The following is a 16,727-nucleotide window of genomic DNA, read 5'->3' on the forward strand; positions in this document are numbered from 1 at the left end:
ACTTGTCCGCGAAGGGCTGCGAAGCGGCCCTGATACCGGTAACCTCGGTTGCGTCTGAAGTACCGTGTGTACCGGTTTTGCTGCCGGTTCCCGGCAGTTCGCGGACAAGTCCGCTCCCACACAAGCGAAGCGTCGCCCGGTCCGCTTCTACATTCTGATCCAAGAGGAACACCGCGTCATGGAACCCATCACCACCCTCAATACCCTGCACATCGCCGCCATCGCGTTGTTGCTGATCAGCGCTCTGGTGTTGGCCAGCGGGGTGGTGAAGGTGCGCCTTGAAGGCGACACCACCGTGCAGAATCGCCTGCTCAAGCGGCCATTGCTGTTTTTCTGGGTGCTGATGGCCGTGTGTCTGGCGACGCTGCCGTTCAGCGGCTGGTGGCTGGTGCATCTGAAAGGCTTGTCGCTGGGCCAGACCTGGGTGCTGGGCAGCAGTGTGCTTTACACCCTGGGTCTGTGCAGTTGGGTGTGGCTGGTGGCCAGGCTCAACCGCTTGCGCCTCGGTGCCAAGGGCGGCAAGCGAGGCTTTACCCTGGCGCTGACCGTGATCAGTGTCGTGTGCTTTGTGGCGATGGCCGGTCTGATGGGCTTCAAACCGGCCTGAACGGTGCCAGTACTCAGTTGCGCAGGGTAATCACCGGCCAGCCACGACGTTCGGCTTCGGCGCGCAATTTGTCGTCTGGATCGACCGCAACAGGGTTGGCTACCTGCTCCAGCAAAGGCAGATCGTTCATCGAGTCGCTGTAGAAGTAGCTGTCCTCAAGGCTGAATGCATTATCTTCCAGCCACTGATCAAGGCGTGTCACCTTGCCTTCACGGAAGCAAGGCACACCTGTAGTTCGGCCTGTGTAGCGTCCGTCGGCCATCTCGCATTCGGTGGCCAGTAGCGTATCTATCCCCAGTCGCGCCACGATAGGTGCCGTCACAAAGCGGTTGGTGGCGGTAATCACCACCAGCTTGTCGCCGGCCTCGCGGTGTTTGTCGATCAATTCCAGCGCCTTGGGCAGCATGATCGGTTCGATGCAGTCGCGCATGAACTCGCGATGCCACTGCTCGAGCTGCGCCATGTCAGTGTTGCCCAGAATCTCCAGGGTGAAATTCAGGTAGTCGGTCATGTTCAGCGTACCGGCCAGGTAATCCTGATAGAACTCGTCATTGCGGGTTTTGTAGGTGGCGGCATCGAGGATCCCTCGCTGGCACAGATAATCGCCCCAGGCGTGATCGCTGTCGCCGCCCAGAAGCGTGTTGTCGAGGTCGAATAAAGCCAGGCGCATAGGGTTACTCGCTGAAATAGTTGAAAAAAGAGCCCCAGAATACGAGGTTTTCACAAGTCTTCACATAAGGTGATAAGCCTCGTTGCTGGTTTGATCGCCTTTGTGGAACAATGCGGCGACATGCGTTTGCGAGGTTGTTGCCGTGATCGACCCCGATGGTTTCCGTCCTAATGTCGGGATTATTCTGACAAACGATGCTGGTCAGGTCCTATGGGCTCGGCGTATTAACCAGGATGCCTGGCAGTTTCCTCAGGGTGGTATCAACCCGCAGGAGACACCGGAAGACGCGCTTTATCGTGAATTGAACGAAGAAGTCGGGCTGGAACGACACGATGTGCAAATACTTGCCTGCACTCGAGGCTGGTTGCGCTATCGTCTGCCGCAACGCCTGGTCCGTACGCACAGCCAGCCGCTGTGTATCGGCCAGAAGCAAAAATGGTTTCTCCTGCGCCTGATCTCCAACGAGCAGCGGGTGCGGATGGATTTGACCGGTAAACCGGAGTTCGATGGCTGGCGCTGGGTCAGTTATTGGTATCCGTTAGGCCAGGTGGTGACATTCAAGCGCGAGGTGTATCGACGCGCACTCAAAGAGCTTGCCCCGCGCCTGTTATCGCGCGACTGACACGGAGTTCGACCCCGAGCCATGCTCAATACGCTGCGCAAGATCGTCCAGGAAGTTAACTCCGCCAAGGATCTCAAGGCGGCGTTGGGCATTATTGTGTTACGCGTCAAGGAGGCCATGGGCAGCCAGGTCTGCTCGGTCTACCTGCTCGATGCCGAGGTCAACCGTTTTGTCCTGATGGCCTCCGAGGGCCTCAACAAGCGCTCCATCGGTAAAGTCAGCATGGCACCGAATGAGGGCCTCGTTGGTCTGGTCGGTACACGCGAAGAGCCGCTTAACCTCGAAAACGCTGCAGATCACCCTCGTTATCGTTATTTCGCCGAGACCGGGGAAGAGCGTTATGCCTCGTTTCTGGGCGCGCCGATCATCCATCACCGTCGTGTGGTCGGCGTGTTGGTGATCCAGCAAAAGGAGCGCCGCCAGTTCGACGAGGGCGAAGAAGCCTTCCTCGTGACCATGAGTGCGCAACTGGCGGGCGTTATCGCGCATGCCGAAGCGACTGGTTCGATTCGCGGTCTGGGTCGCCAGGGCAAGGGCATTCAGGAAGCCAAGTTCGTGGGTGTCGCCGGTTCGCCAGGGGCGGCAGTCGGTGTGGCGGTGGTCATGCTGCCGCCTGCCGATCTGGAAGTGGTGCCGGACAAGACCGTGACCGATATCGCCGCCGAGCTGGCGTTATTCCAGAACGCGCTGGAAGGTGTGCGCAATGACATGCGCACCCTGTCAGCCAAACTCGCTACCCAGTTGCGCCCCGAAGAGCGGGCGCTGTTCGACGTCTACCTGATGATGCTCGATGATGCCTCGCTGGGCAGCGAAGTGACCGATGTCATCAAGACCGGCCAATGGGCGCAGGGAGCCTTGCGCTCGGTGGTCAGCGAGCACGTCAAACGTTTCGAACTGATGGACGATGCCTACCTGCGCGAGCGGGCTTCGGACGTCAAGGACCTGGGCCGACGTTTGCTGGCTTATCTTCAGGAGGCGCGGCAGCAGGCACTGGTCTATCCCGACAACACGATCCTGGTCAGCGAAGAGCTGACCCCGGCCATGCTGGGCGAGGTGCCGGAAGGCAAGCTGGTCGGTCTGGTGTCGGTTCAGGGTTCCGGCAACTCCCACGTTGCGATCCTGGCGCGGGCGATGGGTATTCCCACGGTCATGGGGCTGGTGGACTTCCCTTACTCCAAGGTCGACGGCATCGATCTGGTGGTCGACGGTTATCACGGCGAAGTCTTCACCAACCCCAGCGAAATCATGCGCAAGCAGTTCGGCAAGGTGGTGGAGGAGGAACGTCAGCTCTCGCAAGGCCTGGATGCCCTGCGTGAACTGCCCTGCGTGACCCTGGACGGCCATCGCATGCCGCTGTGGGTCAATACCGGCCTGCTGGCCGATGTCGCTCGCGCCCAGCAGCGCGGTGCCGAAGGGGTGGGGCTGTACCGTACCGAAGTGCCGTTCATGATCAACCAGCGTTTCCCGAGTGAAAAGGAACAGCTGGCTATTTATCGTGAGCAACTGGCCGCTTTCCATCCGCTGCCAGTGACCATGCGCAGCCTGGACATCGGCGGCGACAAGTCGCTGTCCTACTTCCCGATCAAGGAAGACAACCCGTTTCTCGGCTGGCGCGGTATTCGCGTCACCCTCGATCACCCGGAAATCTTCCTGGTCCAGACCCGCGCCATGCTCAAGGCCAGCGAGGGCCTGAACAACCTGCGCATTCTGTTGCCGATGATCTCCAGCACCCACGAAGTGGAAGAAGCGCTGCACTTGATCCACCGGGCGTGGGGCGAGGTGCGCGACGAAGGCACCGACGTGCCGATGCCGCCGGTGGGCGTGATGATCGAAGTGCCTGCGGCGGTCTACCAGACCCGCGATCTGGCACGTCAGGTGGATTTCCTTTCGGTGGGTTCCAACGACCTGACCCAATACCTGCTGGCGGTCGACCGCAACAACCCGCGTGTGGCCGACCTTTATGACTACCTGCACCCGGCTGTGCTCCAGGCCCTGCAAAGCGTGGTGCGTGATGCACATGCCGAGGGCAAGCCGGTGAGCATCTGCGGCGAGATGGCCGGTGACCCGGCTGCCGCCGTGCTGTTGATGGCAATGGGCTTTGACAGTTTGTCGATGAACGCCACCAACCTGCCGAAAGTGAAGTGGATGCTGCGCCAGATCAACCTCAGCAAGGCGAAGGAACTGCTTGCGCAGTTGATGACCAACGACAACCCGCAAGTCATCAGCAGCTCCCTGCAACTGGCGCTGAAAAATCTCGGCCTGTCGCGGATGATCAACCCGAGCTCGGTCAAGGGGCACTAAGCGCCACGATAGTTACAGAACTATCGTTCCTTACGCTCCAGCGTAGGAATGCCGTGGGTGACGCTCCGCGTCACAAATCTGCGCCGCACCGCAAGCTCAAGACCGGACGCAGAGCGTCCAGAAAGGCGCTACCACGCGGAGCGTGGGAGCGATAACCGTACGACGGGATACTTATCGTTCCTTACGCTCCAGCGTAGGAATGCCGTGGGTGACGCTCCGCGTCACAGATCTGCGCCGCACCGCACGCTCAATACCGGACGCAGAGCGTCCAGAACGGCATGCCGACGCGGAGCGTCGCACGATAGTTGAAAGTCAGACACATCAGGTGCACCTTTTTTTCACTTCGTTCAGCGGGCTTACATCGGTCGCCGCTAGAGCATCCTGCCGGGCTCCGGTAACATGCGCGCCTGATTCAGTCGCTCGCAAGGGCGTTCCAATTGAGGAGTCGCAATGCTGCCTTACCCGCAGATTGACCCGGTAGCTGTCGCTATCGGCCCGCTGCAAATTCACTGGTACGGGTTGATGTACCTGGTCGGCATCGGTGGCGCCTGGCTGCTCGCGTCGCGTCGTCTTAATAAATTCGACCCGACCTGGACCAAGGAAAAACTCTCCGATCTGATTTTCTGGCTGGCCATGGGCGTGATCGTCGGCGGGCGGCTGGGCTATGTGCTGTTCTACGACCTGTCGGCGTACATCGCCAACCCTCTATTGATCTTCGAGGTCTGGAAGGGCGGCATGGCCTTCCACGGCGGCTTCGTCGGCGTGATGATCGCGGCCTGGTGGTTCGGCAAGCGCAACGGCAAGAGCTTCTTCCAGTTGATGGACTTCGTCGCCCCGCTGGTGCCGATCGGCCTGGGAGCCGGGCGTATAGGCAATTTCATCAATGCCGAGCTGTGGGGCAAGCCGACCGATGTGCCGTGGGCGATGGTCTTTCCGCCGTTCAGCGACCCTGCGCAGCTGGCGCGCCACCCGTCGCAGCTGTATCAGTTCGCGCTGGAAGGCGTCGCGCTGTTCATCATCCTCAATCTGTACGCCCGCAAGCCACGCCCTACTATGGCCGTTTCCGGCATGTTCGCGCTGTTTTACGGCATTTTCCGCTTTGTGGTCGAGTTCGTCCGCGTACCTGATGCCCAGCTTGGCTATCTGGCGTGGGGTTGGGTCACCATGGGCCAGGTGCTCAGTCTGCCGATGATCATCGCCGGTCTGTTCCTGATCTGGCTGGCCTACAAGCGCGATCCGGCGGCTGCCAAGGCAGCGGTTTAATACCGAAACGCCGGGTGTCTGCACCCGGCGCGTTCAACAATGCAGGTGATTTATGAAGCAATATCTGGAACTGGTCGCTCATGTGATCAAGCACGGGACCTTGCAAGCCAACCGTACCGGCGTGAACACCATCAGCTTTCCGGGTGCGATGCTGCGTTATGACTTGCAAGAAGGTTTTCCGGCAATCACCACGCGGCGCATGGCGTTCAAATCGGCTATCGGCGAGATGGTGGGCTTTCTGCGTGGCGTAAACAACGCCGCCGAATTCCGCGAACTGGGCTGCAAGGTCTGGGATCAGAACGCCAACGAAAACGCTCAGTGGCTGAACAACCCGTTCCGCAAGGGCGAGGACGATCTGGGCGAAATCTACGGCGTGCAATGGCGCAAGTGGCCAGCGTACAAGCGAATCGATGCGGGCAATGTAGCGGCCATCGAACTGGCAATCGGCCAGGGTTATCGCCAGATTGCCGAATCGGAAGAGGACGGTCAGTCATTCGTGGTGCTGTACAAGGCCATCGACCAGATTCGCCAGTGTGTCGATACCATCATCAACGACCCAGGCAGTCGCCGCATCCTGTTCCACGGCTGGAACTGCGCACAGCTCGATGAAATGGCCCTGCCGCCCTGCCACCTGCTGTACCAGTTGCACCCGAACCCGCAGACTCGCGAAATCTCGCTGACGCTGTACATTCGCTCCAACGATCTGGGCCTCGGCACGCCGTTCAATCTGACTGAAGGTGCCGCACTGCTGAGCCTCATCGGTCGCCTGACCGGCTACACGCCGCGCTGGTTCACCTACTTCATCGGTGATGCCCATGTGTACGAGAACCACCTGGATATGCTCAACGAGCAGATGACCCGCGAGCCGTATCCGATGCCGAAACTGGTGATCTCCGACCGCGTGCCCGAGTTTGCCAAGACCGGTGTGTACCAGCCTGAATGGCTGGAGCTGATCGAGCCTTCGGATTTCACCCTGGAAGGCTACCAGCACCATCCGGCAATGACCGCGCCGATGGCGGTCTGAGCCCGTGTCTTCGCTTGCGAGCTCTTGGGCTCAGCATCATCCACAAGTACTAAAAAGCCCAGGAAACAGGTTTCTGCCCGGAGGGCGTGGGAGCTTCAGGAGGTTACGACGGCTGCGATGGGCTGCGAAGCGGCCCTGAACCTGTGTCCCCGGTTATGGCTGATGTACTGTATGTGGCGGTTTTGCTGTCGGTTCCCGACAGTTCGCGGACAAGTCCGCTCCTACTGAAACAGTAGTTTGCGGACAAGCGAAGCGGCCCTGAACCTGTGTCCCCGGTTATGGCCGATGTAATGTCTGTGGCGGTTTTGCTGTCGGTTCCCGACAGTTCGCGGACAAGTCCGCTCCTACTGAAACAGTAGTTTGCGGACAAACGAAGCGGCCCTGAACCTGTGTCCCCGGTTATGGCTGAGGTACTGTATGTGGCGGTTTTGCTGTCGGTTCCCGACAGTTCGCGGACAAGTCCGCTCCTACTGAAACAGTAGTTTGCGGACAAGCGAAGCGGCCCTGAACCTGTGTCCCCGGTTATGGCCGATGTAATGTATGTGTCGGTTTTGCTGTCGGTTCCCGACAGTTCGCGGACAAGTCCGCTCCTGCTGAAACAGTAGTTTGCGGACAAGCGAAGCGTCTCCTCTCAATCAATGTCCATGACTCCTCCCCACATGTGAAGCCTCGCCCTCTGGCGCTGCCACGGCCCCCGTCACTTCCAGCCTTTCCAGTATCGCGCAATGCTCTGTCGTGCCATCGCTGCAGCGACGGCGCAGGTCGAGCAGTTGTTCCTGGAGCGCTTGCAGGCTGGCGACGCGGGCGTTGACGTGTTCGATGTGTTCGTCGATCAGGGCGTTGACGTTTTCGCACTGGTCTTGCGGGCTGTCGCGCAGGTTCAGCAGGCTGCGGATTTCTTCGAGGGTCATGTCCAAACTGCGGCAGTTGCGGATGAACGACAGGCGCTCCATGTGCGCCTGGGTATACAGCCGGTAATTGCCGTCACTGCGCGCGGGAGCCGGCAGCAGTCCTTCGCGTTCGTAATAGCGGATGGTTTCGACCTGGGTGTCGGTCAGTTTTGCCAGTTCGCCGATTTTCATTTGGACTCATCTCGTTTGAGCGCTTGACCCTATAGTGGCTACAGGGTGTTCACTTGGCAACAAGCAGAATCCTGGAGCCATAACGAATGGGCACGACGATCAAGAATTCCCCCGCACATGACCACGACCATGACCATGACCATGCTCACGGGGAGCACGCGCACGAGCAAAAGCCCGTGGAGCAGGCCCATTCGTGCTGCTCGAGCAATGCTCAACCTGCTGCGGTGACCTTTGGCGAAGCGCCTTCATCGGGCGGTCGTCTGAGCAGCTTTCGTATCGAAGCCATGGATTGCCCGACCGAGCAGACGCTGATCCAGAACAAACTGGGCAAGCTGGCCGGTGTGCAGAAGCTGGAATTCAACCTGATCAACCGCATGTTGGGCGTCTGGCACGACCTGCCGTCCACCGACCCGATTCGTGAGGCTATCAGCTCGCTGGGCATGCAGGCCGACCCGGTCGAGGAAGGTGCAGCGTCTGCCGAACCGGCACCGGTGGTGAAGAAACATTGGTGGCCGTTGGCACTGTCCGGCGTTGCGGCGCTGGGCGCAGAAGTGGTCCATTTTGCCTCGCTCGGTCCGACCTGGGTGGTTGCCTTGCTGGCACTGGTGTCGATTTTCAGTTGCGGGCTCTCGACCTACAAGAAGGGCTGGATCGCGCTCAAGAACTTCAACCTGAACATCAATGCGCTGATGAGCATTGCAGTAACGGGCGCGATTCTTATCGGGCAGTGGCCTGAAGCCGCAATGGTGATGTTCCTGTTCACCGTGGCCGAGTTGATCGAAGCCAAGTCGCTGGACCGCGCACGCAATGCGATCAGTGGCCTGATGCAACTGACGCCAGAGCTTGCCACCGTCAAGCAGGCGGATGGCAGCTGGCAGGAAGTCGAAGCCAAAAACGTCGAACTGGAAGCTATCGTCCGGATCAAGCCAGGGGAACGTGTCGGGCTTGATGGTGAAGTGGTGTCCGGCAGCTCGACTACTGATCAGGCATCGATCACCGGTGAAAGCCTGCCAGTGGAGAAGACTGTCGGCGACAAGGTTTTCGCGGGCACCATCAACCAGGCCGGTTCGCTGGAATACCGCGTAACAGCTGCTGCAAACAACTCGACGCTGGCGCGCATCATCCATGCGGTGGAAGCGGCTCAGGGCTCGCGTGCACCGACCCAGCGCTTTGTCGACAGTTTCTCCCGTATCTATACGCCAGTAGTGTTTATCGTGGCTTTGGCAGTGGCACTCGTTGCACCGCTGTTTTTTGGCGGCGAATGGTTTGACTGGATCTACCGCGCGCTAGTGCTGTTGGTGGTGGCTTGCCCGTGTGCATTGGTGATTTCCACACCGGTGACTATCGTCAGCGGCCTTGCAGCGGCGGCGCGCAAGGGGATTTTGATCAAGGGCGGCGTCTATCTGGAGATGGGCGAGAAGCTCGATTACCTGGCTCTGGATAAAACCGGCACGCTGACTCACGGCAAACCGGTGCAGACCGACTACGTGCCGTTGAACCCTGCTGTTGCCGACAGCGCCCCGGTGATTGCCGCAAGCCTCGCCGGACGTTCAGACCACCCTGTTTCCCAGGCGATTGCCAAGGCCGCCGACGGCAGTCTGACGCTGTTTGAAGTCAGTGCGTTCGAGGCGTTAGGTGGGCGCGGAGTGAAAGGCGAGATCAACGGCCAGATGTATCACCTGGGCAATCATCGCCTGGTGGAAGAACTGGGCCTGTGTTCGCCCGAGCTGGAAGCAAAGCTCGACGCGCTGGAAATACAGGGCAAGACCGTGGTCCTGTTGCTCGACGCGTCAGGCCCGATTGCGCTGTTTGCCGTCGCCGATACGGTGAAGGAGACCAGTCGCGAAGCCATCGCTCAGTTGCATGAGCTGGGCATCAAGACTGTCATGCTGACCGGTGACAACCCGCATACGGCCAAGGCGATTGCCGATCAGGTCGGCATCGACGAAGCGCAGGGCAATCTGCTGCCTGCCGACAAGCTCAGTGCGATCGAGGCGCTTTACAGCCGCAATCACCGGGTAGGCATGGTGGGCGACGGTATCAATGATGCCCCCGCGCTTGCCCGTGCGGAGATTGGTTTTGCGATGGCTGCTGCGGGCACCGATACGGCTATCGAAACGGCAGATGTTGCCCTGATGGACGATGATCTGCGCAAGATACCGACTTTCATCGCGCTTTCACGTCGGACATCGGCAGTGTTGAAACAGAACATCGTATTGGCCATCGTGACCAAGGTACTGTTCATCGGCATCACCTTCGCGGGGCTGGCGACCATGTGGATGGCGGTGTTTGCCGACATGGGCGTGAGCTTGCTGGTGGTGTTCAACGGCTTGCGATTGCTCAAAAAATGATCAGTCTGGACCTTTGAAGAGCGGACGCGGAGCGTCCAGAGCGGCATTCCCACGCAGAGCGCGGGAACGATAATCGATGTTGCTATCGGCTATCGGCTATCGGCTATCGCTCCTACGCTCTGCGTCTGGCGTTGTCAGCCAAACCGCTCCTGCCCCCAGGCGATGAAGGTTTCCAGTAGCGGCTTGAGAACGGCGCGAGTCGGCTCGGCCAGGTCAGGGCGGTAGTGGAAGGGCACGAATTCGTCCATGTAGGTGCTTTGCGCCAGCTCCAGTTGCACCGCGTGGATGTTGTTCGCCGGGTCGCCATAGTGACGGGTGATGTGGCCGCCCTTGAAGCGTCCGTTCAACACATGGCTGTAGTCTTTGGCTTTGGCGCAGACCTGCTCCAGCCTGCTGGCCAGCTCCGGGTCGCAGCTGGCGCCGTTGAAGGTGCCGAGGTTGAAGTCCGGCAGACGACCGTCGAACAAATGCGGAATATGGCCACGAATCGAATGGGCGTCGAACAGCAGCGCGTAGCCGAATTCGTCACGCAGCCGTCGCAGCTCCTGCTCCAGCGTCTGGTGGTAGGGCATCCAGATGTGCTCCAGATACCGCGCCCGCTCCTCGGCGCTGGGCGTCTGGCCGTCCTTGAACAGTGGCACGCCATCGAACAGGATCGACGGAAACAGTCCAGTGGTCGCGCCAACGTACATCGGCTTGTCGTCCGATGGCCGATTCAGATCAATGACAAAACGCGAATACTCGGCGGCCAGGGTACTTGCACCCAGTTCTGCCGCGAAGTCGTACAGGCGCGGGATGTGCCAGTCGGTGTCCGGCAGGCTCAGCGCCTCGTCCACCAGAGCAGCCTCAACCACTGGCGTCAGTTTCAGGCCGGCATGCGGCATGCTGATCAGCAGCGGGATGCGGCCACGGTTGAATGTCAGAACGTTATCCACAGGACTCTCCTTCAGATCGATGATTCGACGCCGTGGCGCACGATGCGTTTATCCAGATCGCCGCCCAGCCAGTAGGCCAGATCAGCCGGACGTTCGATGTTCCAGGCGACGAAATCCGCGACCTTGCCGACCTCCAGCGAGCCGTGAGTTGCGCTCATGCCCAGTGCCCTGGCGGCATTGAACGTGACCCCCGCCAGCGCTTCTTCGGGGGTCATGCGAAACAGCGTGCAGGCCATATTCAGCATCAGGCGCAATGACAGACCCGGCGAGGTGCCAGGGTTGAGGTCGGTGGAAATCGCAATCGGCACGCCGTGCTTGCGCAGCGCGTCCATCGGCGGCAGTTGTGTTTCACGCAGGAAGTAGAACGCTCCCGGCAGCAGCACCGCGACAGTTCCTGCAGCGGCCATGGCGATGGCGTCGTCTTCAGTCATGAATTCCAGATGATCCGCCGACAATGCCTTGTAGCGCGCTGCCAGGCTCGACCCACCCAATGACGAAAGCTGCTCGGCATGCAGTTTGACCGGCAGCGCCAACTGCCCGGCCGTGATAAACACCTGCTCGACCTGCGCAGGTGAGAACGCCAGGTATTCACAAAACGCGTCCACCGCATCGACCAGTCCTTCGGCAGCCAGCGCCGGAAGCATGTCGTTGCAAATGTGCTTGATGTAATCATCAGCGCGATCGGCGTACTCCGGTGGCAGAGCGTGTGCGGCGAGGCAGGTAGCGCGTACGGTGACAGGCTGGGTGTTGCCCAGACGGCGGATGACACGCAGGATCTTGCGCTCGTGTTCCAGGTCCAGCCCGTAGCCTGATTTCATCTCGACGGTAGTGACGCCGTCCTTGAGCAGATGGCGCAGACGGCGCTCGGCACTGGCGTACAGCTCGTCTTCACTGGCTGCGCGGGTGGCGCGCACTGTGCTGGCGATGCCGCCGCCCGCCGCCGCAATGTCCGCATAGCTGACACCCTGTAGACGCTGTTCGAACTCGCCACTGCGGTTGCCGCCGAATACCGTGTGCGTGTGGCAGTCGATCAGGCCGGGCGTGACCCACGCACCACCCAGGTCGATGCAGTTGTCATGTTCAGGCTCGATCAGTTCAGCCTGAGGCCCGATCCACTCGATGAGCGCTCCGGAGGTCACGATGGCGGCATCCTCGATGATCGAGTATTTGCCGTGCGCCATGCTTGCGATGTGACAGTGCTTCCAGAGCGTTTTCATTCCGAGCCTCGTTGATCAATGAGTGGTGTTGAGCGCCTTGGGTTTGACCCAGCCATAGGCAATAAGCAGCAGCCCGATCCAGATTGCGCCGACGATCAGGGCTGCACGGTTGTCCGGGAAATAACCCAGCACGCCGAAGATGAACAGCATGAAGGCGATGGCGGCAGCAGGCCCGTAAGGCCAGAACGGCACTGCGAATTTCAGTTGTGCGGCCTCTTCGCGGCTCATCGAGCGGCGCATTGCGACCTGGGTGAGCAGAATCATCAGCCAGACCCAGACGGTCGCGAAGGTTGCCAGCGAAGCGATCAGCAGGAACACGTCCTTGGGTATCAGGTAGTTGAGCAGCACGCCGCCCAGCAGCGCCACGCCCATCACCAGCACCGTCATCCACGGCACGCCATGACGCGACAGGCGGGCAAAACTCGCCGGTGCCTGACCGTCACGGGCCAGGCCGTACATCATGCGGCCCGCGCCGAAAATGTCGCTGTTGATGGCTGACACGGCAGCGGAAATCACCACAATATTGAGAATGGTCGCGGCCGATGCGATGCCCAGATTGTCGAAGATCTGCACGAACGGACTGCCCTGGGTGCCGATCTGCGGCCATGGGTAGATGCACATCAGCACAAACAGCGTCAGCACGTAGAACAGCAGAATGCGCAGTGGTACAGCATTGATCGCCTGCGGTAGGCTGCGTTGCGGGTCTTTTGCCTCGCCTGCGGTGATGCCGATGATTTCGATACCGCCAAAGGCAAACATCACCACCGCAAACGAAGCGATCAGCCCGGTGACGCCGTTGGGCATGAAACCGCCGTGCGCCCACAGGTTGCTGATGCCGATTTCGGTGCCGCTGGTCGAGCTGCCGATGCCGAAGATCATGATGCCGAAGCCTGCGACGATCATGGCCACGATGGCGCTGACCTTGAGGATGGACAGCCAGAATTCGGTTTCACCAAAGACTTTCACGTTGCACAGGTTAAGCGCGCCGATCAGGAACACGATGCCCAGCACCCAGATCCAGCGCGGCACTTCCGGAAACCAGAAGCCCATGTAAATGCCGAATGCGGTCACGTCGGCCAGGCAGACAATGATCATCTCGAACGCGTAGGTCCAGCCCAGCACGAAACCGGCCAGCGGCCCCATGTAGCGTGTGGCGTAGTGGCTGAACGAACCGGACACCGGGTCGTGAACGGCCATTTCGCCCAGCGCACGCATCACCATGTACACCGCCGCGCCGCCGATCAGGTACGCCAGCAGCACGGCGGGACCGGCCTGTTGAATCGCCGAGGCCGAGCCGTAGAACAACCCTGTGCCGATGGCAGAGCCCAGAGCCATGAAGCGGATATGGCGGGCGGATAGCCCGCGTTTCAAACCATCTTGTGACGTCATTTCAGGTCCATTTCATTACAGGTATGGCAAAAGCCGCGAGAACGCCTGCATCCGGCTTCCCGCAGCGATGACCAAAGCGAGCCCTGCCAGGCTCGCGGTGCATCACAGACTCGGTAGCAGACGTGCAGGAACCAGCGGGTTCAGGCAAGTGGAGGACAACAGCTGACTGGCAGCTTCGATGTCCGGCGCAAAAAAACGGTCCTTTTCATAGAACGGGACCTTGCTGCGCAGCAGGCTGCGGGCTTGCTCCAGCTTCGGAGAGGTTTTCAGACCCTCGCGCAAGTCCAGACCCTGGCAGGCAGCCAACCATTCTACGGCAAGAATCCCGCGAACGTTTTCTGCCATTTCCCATAAACGCTTGCCAGCGGCCGGGGCCATCGACACATGGTCTTCCTGATTGGCCGATGTCGGCAGGCTGTCGACGCTGTGAGGATGGGCCAGCGCCTTGTTTTCACTGGCCAGCGCGGCGGCCGTGACCTGCGCGATCATAAACCCGGAATTGACGCCGCCGTTGGCCACCAGAAACGGCGGCAATTGCGACATGTGCTTGTCCATCATCAGCGAAATGCGTCGTTCGCTCAGCGAGCCAATCTCGGCGATGGCCAACGCCAGATTGTCCGCCGCCATGGCAACCGGCTCGGCGTGGAAATTGCCACCGGATATGACGTCGTTCTCGGCGGCGAACACCAGCGGGTTATCGGACACGGCGTTGGATTCGATTTCCAGCACCTCGGCGGCCTGCCGCAACTGGGTCAGGCACGCGCCCATGACTTGCGGCTGGCAGCGCAGCGAGTAAGGGTCCTGAACCTTGTCGCAGTTGCGGTGCGACTCGGACACGGCGCTGCTTTCGCCCAACAGGTCGCGGTAGCAGGCTGCGGCGTCGATCTGCCCGCGCTGGCCGCGCGCTGCATGAATTCGCGCATCGAACGGCGAGCGTGAGCCAAGCACCGCTTCAACCGTCAGCGAGCCGCAGGTCAGGGCAGCGGCGAACAGATCCTCGCCCTCGAACAGGCCACGCAACGCGTAAGCGGTGGACACCTGCGTACCGTTGAGCAGCGCCAGCCCTTCCTTGGCGGCCAGGGTCAGCGGTTGCAGCCCCGCCACAGCCAACGCGTCGACCGCATTCAGCCATTCGCCCTTGTAGCGCGCCTTGCCTTCGCCCAGCAGCACCAGCGACATGTGCGCCAGCGGAGCGAGGTCGCCGGAAGCTCCGACCGATCCCTTCAGCGGAATATGCGGATAAACCTCGGCGTTGATCAGCGCAATCAGTGCATCGATCACCACCCGCCGGATACCCGAAAAACCACGGCTCAGGCTGTTGACCTTGAGCACCATGATCAACCGCACCAGATCATCGCTGATCGGCTCGCCGACACCGGCCGCATGCGAAAGCACCAGCGAGCGTTGCAGGTTTTCCAGGTCTTCGCTGGCAATCCGCGTCGAGGCCAGCAGGCCGAAGCCGGTGTTGATCCCGTAGGCAGTGCGGTTCTCGGCCAGAATGCGCTCGACGCAGGCGACACTGTCGTCGATCTGCTGATCTGCGCTGCTGTCCAGCGTCAACCTGACCGGCTGCCGATGAATGGCCCGCAAATGGGCGAGGGTCAGTTGGCCGGGGATCAGGTTCAGTGCGTTGGCAGATAAGGTGGTCACGATGCAGCTACTCCTTGATTGATGTCGGCAACGGCGCGTGGCCGTCCGCCGCTTTTATTGGTCTGCTGCGTAATCGCGGCAGTGCTGGAAAACCCTTTCCAGCGATGTTTCTTCTTTGAGCAGAGCGGCGCTGCTGGCGATGTCAGGAGCCAGCCAGCGGTCTTCGTCGTAAGCCGGGATACGCTCGCGGAGCAATCGCCACGCGGCACCTGTGCCCACGCCAAAACCCTGTGTCTTGAGAAATTCGAATGCCTGCGCCGCAAGCAAATACTCGATGGCCAGAATCTGCGTGGTATTGCCCAGCACCTTGTGCAGCTTGAGCGCGGCGCTGGTGCCCAGGCTCAGGTGATCTTCCTGCAGGCCGGAAGTCACGTAGTTGTCGACCACCGCCGGTTGCGCCATCTGGCGGTTTTCCGCACACAGCGAAGCGGCAACGTACTGGACAATCATCATTCCCGAGTTGACGCCCGGCTGGCTGACCAGAAACGCCGGCAGGCCGCTGACCATCGGGTTGATCAGGCGGTCGAGGCGTCGTTCGGCAATCGAGCCCAGTTCAGCCATCGCCATGCACAGCAGGTCTGCCGCCATCGCCACCGACTGCCCATGCGGATTGGCTTGAGACACCACGCGGTAAGCGTCTGGCGTGCCGAGCAGCAGCGGGTTGTCGGTGACCGAGTTGAGCTCGGTCTCGATCTGGCGGATTGCGTGGGCCAATTGATCGCGGGTTGCGCCATGCACCTGGGGAATCGAGCGAATGCTCAACGCGTCCTGGGTACGAATGCCCTGGCTGCTGGCAATCACTTCGCTGCCCGCCAGCACGCTGCGCAGGTTTTTGCCCACTTGCTGCATGCACGGATGCGGCTTGAGGGCGAGAATCTGTTCATCGAACGCATCCAGCTGGCCGCGCAGGGCTTCGAAGGTCATCGCGCCGATCACATCGGCCCATCGGGACAGACGCTTGGCATCGGCGATGGCCAGGCAGCCCAGGCCGGTCATGCACGGCGTACCGTTGACCAGACACAATCCGTCCTTGGCACCCAGCGTCACCGGGCGCAGGCCTTCTTCGTCCAGCGCTTGCTGCGCCGTGACGATCTGCCCGCGATAGCTGACCTGACCGACACCCAGCAACGCGATACCGACGTGCGCCATGTGCGTCAGATAACCCACCGAGCCCTGCGATGGCACTTGCGGTGTGATGCCCCGGTTGAGCAGCGCCAGCAGTGCTTCGACCACTTGCCGATGAATGCCGGATTTGCCCTGGCTGTAGTTGAGGATCGCCGCACAGATGATTGCGCGGGTCTGCTCGTCGGCCAGTGGCGCACCCACGCCACAGGCATGGCTGAGCAGCGTATTGCGCGACAGACGGCTGAGCTGTTCGTCGGGCAGTGACACATTGCACAGCGCGCCGAGCCCGGTGTTCACGCCATAGGCGCGCTCGCCGCTGGCGACGATGCGCTGCACGATGGCCTGAGCATTGTCGATCCGTGCCCAGGCGGCCTCCGACAGCACCAGTTGCGCGCCATGCCGGGCTATGGCGACCACGTCCTGCCAGCCCGCAGGGGCTTCACCCATGACGATCTGTTCTGCTCGCGACATCTGCAACGGTCCTTAAAGGG

The 16,727-nt window shown here is 60.7% G+C and carries 13 protein-coding genes; 6 read left to right on the top strand and 7 right to left on the bottom strand.

Annotated elements, in window-relative coordinates; genetic code table 11:
* Positions 1-178 precede the first annotated feature (178 nt).
* Entirely contained in the window at positions 179-607 is a 429-nt protein-coding gene (locus tag ALO80_RS12880; RefSeq protein ID WP_054984336.1) for a DUF2269 family protein, read from the top strand.
* Between the two features lie 13 nt (positions 608-620).
* Here ALO80_RS12880 and ALO80_RS12885 read toward each other — a convergent pair whose 3' ends face one another.
* Complete coding sequence (locus ALO80_RS12885; protein ID WP_055009292.1) at positions 621-1,277, bottom strand: histidinol-phosphatase; 657 nt, start codon at positions 1,275-1,277, stop codon at positions 621-623.
* Between the two features lie 142 nt (positions 1,278-1,419).
* Between ALO80_RS12885 and ALO80_RS12890 the strand changes: the two genes are divergently transcribed.
* The 4 genes from ALO80_RS12890 (at position 1,420) to ALO80_RS12905 (ending at position 6,487) form a co-directional block, all read left to right on the top strand.
* Positions 1,420-1,899 (top strand): RNA pyrophosphohydrolase, encoded by a 480-nt coding sequence (locus ALO80_RS12890; RefSeq protein ID WP_002555745.1) that lies wholly within the window; start codon positions 1,420-1,422, stop codon positions 1,897-1,899.
* A 21-nt stretch (positions 1,900-1,920) separates the two neighbouring features.
* The gene (gene ptsP / locus ALO80_RS12895; RefSeq protein ID WP_002555744.1) at positions 1,921-4,200 is read left to right on the top strand and encodes a phosphoenolpyruvate--protein phosphotransferase; all 2,280 of its coding nucleotides are present in this window, start codon (positions 1,921-1,923) and stop codon (positions 4,198-4,200) included.
* Positions 4,201-4,650: 450 nt separating this feature from the next.
* Positions 4,651-5,463: a prolipoprotein diacylglyceryl transferase gene (gene lgt, locus ALO80_RS12900; RefSeq protein WP_054984338.1), complete on the top strand. Its 813-nt coding sequence runs from the start codon at positions 4,651-4,653 to the stop codon at positions 5,461-5,463.
* Positions 5,464-5,515: 52 nt separating this feature from the next.
* Entirely contained in the window at positions 5,516-6,487 is a 972-nt protein-coding gene (locus ALO80_RS12905; protein ID WP_055009293.1) for a thymidylate synthase, read from the top strand.
* 635 nt (positions 6,488-7,122) lie between these two features.
* Here ALO80_RS12905 and cadR read toward each other — a convergent pair.
* On the bottom strand, positions 7,123-7,569 hold the full coding sequence (gene cadR / locus ALO80_RS12910) for a Cd(II)/Pb(II)-responsive transcriptional regulator (protein WP_055006066.1): 447 nt from the start codon (positions 7,567-7,569) through the stop codon (positions 7,123-7,125).
* A gap of 86 nt (positions 7,570-7,655) precedes the next feature.
* On the opposite strand from cadR, the gene ALO80_RS12915 reads away from it, so the two are divergent.
* Positions 7,656-9,920, top strand: a complete 2,265-nt coding sequence (locus ALO80_RS12915) for a heavy metal translocating P-type ATPase (protein WP_055009294.1) — start codon at positions 7,656-7,658, stop codon at positions 9,918-9,920.
* Positions 9,921-10,054: 134 nt separating this feature from the next.
* Here ALO80_RS12915 and hutG read toward each other — a convergent pair whose 3' ends face one another.
* The 5 genes from hutG to ALO80_RS12940 form a co-directional block, all read right to left on the bottom strand.
* Positions 10,055-10,855 carry an N-formylglutamate deformylase gene (gene hutG / locus ALO80_RS12920; protein ID WP_055009295.1) on the bottom strand — a complete coding sequence of 267 codons (801 nt, stop codon included), beginning with the start codon at positions 10,853-10,855 and terminating at the stop codon, positions 10,055-10,057.
* 11 nt (positions 10,856-10,866) lie between these two features.
* Positions 10,867-12,072, bottom strand: coding sequence for an imidazolonepropionase (gene hutI / locus ALO80_RS12925; RefSeq protein WP_055009296.1), 1,206 nt, complete (start codon positions 12,070-12,072; stop codon positions 10,867-10,869).
* Positions 12,073-12,087: 15 nt separating this feature from the next.
* Entirely contained in the window at positions 12,088-13,461 is a 1,374-nt protein-coding gene (locus ALO80_RS12930) for an amino acid permease (protein WP_054988511.1), read from the bottom strand.
* A 102-nt stretch (positions 13,462-13,563) separates the two neighbouring features.
* Positions 13,564-15,111, bottom strand: a complete 1,548-nt coding sequence (gene hutH / locus ALO80_RS12935) for a histidine ammonia-lyase (protein WP_055009297.1) — start codon at positions 15,109-15,111, stop codon at positions 13,564-13,566.
* A gap of 54 nt (positions 15,112-15,165) precedes the next feature.
* The gene (locus ALO80_RS12940) at positions 15,166-16,707 is read right to left on the bottom strand and encodes an HAL/PAL/TAL family ammonia-lyase (protein WP_055009298.1); all 1,542 of its coding nucleotides are present in this window, start codon (positions 16,705-16,707) and stop codon (positions 15,166-15,168) included.
* Positions 16,708-16,727 lie beyond the last annotated feature (20 nt).

Source organism: Pseudomonas caricapapayae, from assembly GCF_001400735.1.
Lineage (GTDB): Bacteria > Pseudomonadota > Gammaproteobacteria > Pseudomonadales > Pseudomonadaceae > Aquipseudomonas > Aquipseudomonas caricapapayae.

Excerpts from the sequence above, each read along its gene's own strand:
- cadR (WP_055006066.1), bottom strand. The coding sequence starts at position 7,569 with ATGAAAATCGGCGAACTGGCAAAACTGACCGACACCCAGGTCGAAACC.
- lgt (WP_054984338.1), top strand. The coding sequence starts at position 4,651 with ATGCTGCCTTACCCGCAGATTGACCCGGTAGCTGTCGCTATCGGCCCG.
- ALO80_RS12885 (WP_055009292.1), bottom strand. The coding sequence starts at position 1,277 with ATGCGCCTGGCTTTATTCGACCTCGACAACACGCTTCTGGGCGGCGAC.
- ALO80_RS12930 (WP_054988511.1), bottom strand. The coding sequence starts at position 13,461 with ATGACGTCACAAGATGGTTTGAAACGCGGGCTATCCGCCCGCCATATC.
- hutI (WP_055009296.1), bottom strand. The coding sequence starts at position 12,072 with ATGAAAACGCTCTGGAAGCACTGTCACATCGCAAGCATGGCGCACGGC.
- ALO80_RS12915 (WP_055009294.1), top strand. The coding sequence starts at position 7,656 with ATGGGCACGACGATCAAGAATTCCCCCGCACATGACCACGACCATGAC.
- ALO80_RS12940 (WP_055009298.1), bottom strand. The coding sequence starts at position 16,707 with ATGTCGCGAGCAGAACAGATCGTCATGGGTGAAGCCCCTGCGGGCTGG.
- ALO80_RS12880 (WP_054984336.1), top strand. The coding sequence starts at position 179 with ATGGAACCCATCACCACCCTCAATACCCTGCACATCGCCGCCATCGCG.
- ptsP (WP_002555744.1), top strand. The coding sequence starts at position 1,921 with ATGCTCAATACGCTGCGCAAGATCGTCCAGGAAGTTAACTCCGCCAAG.
- ALO80_RS12905 (WP_055009293.1), top strand. The coding sequence starts at position 5,516 with ATGAAGCAATATCTGGAACTGGTCGCTCATGTGATCAAGCACGGGACC.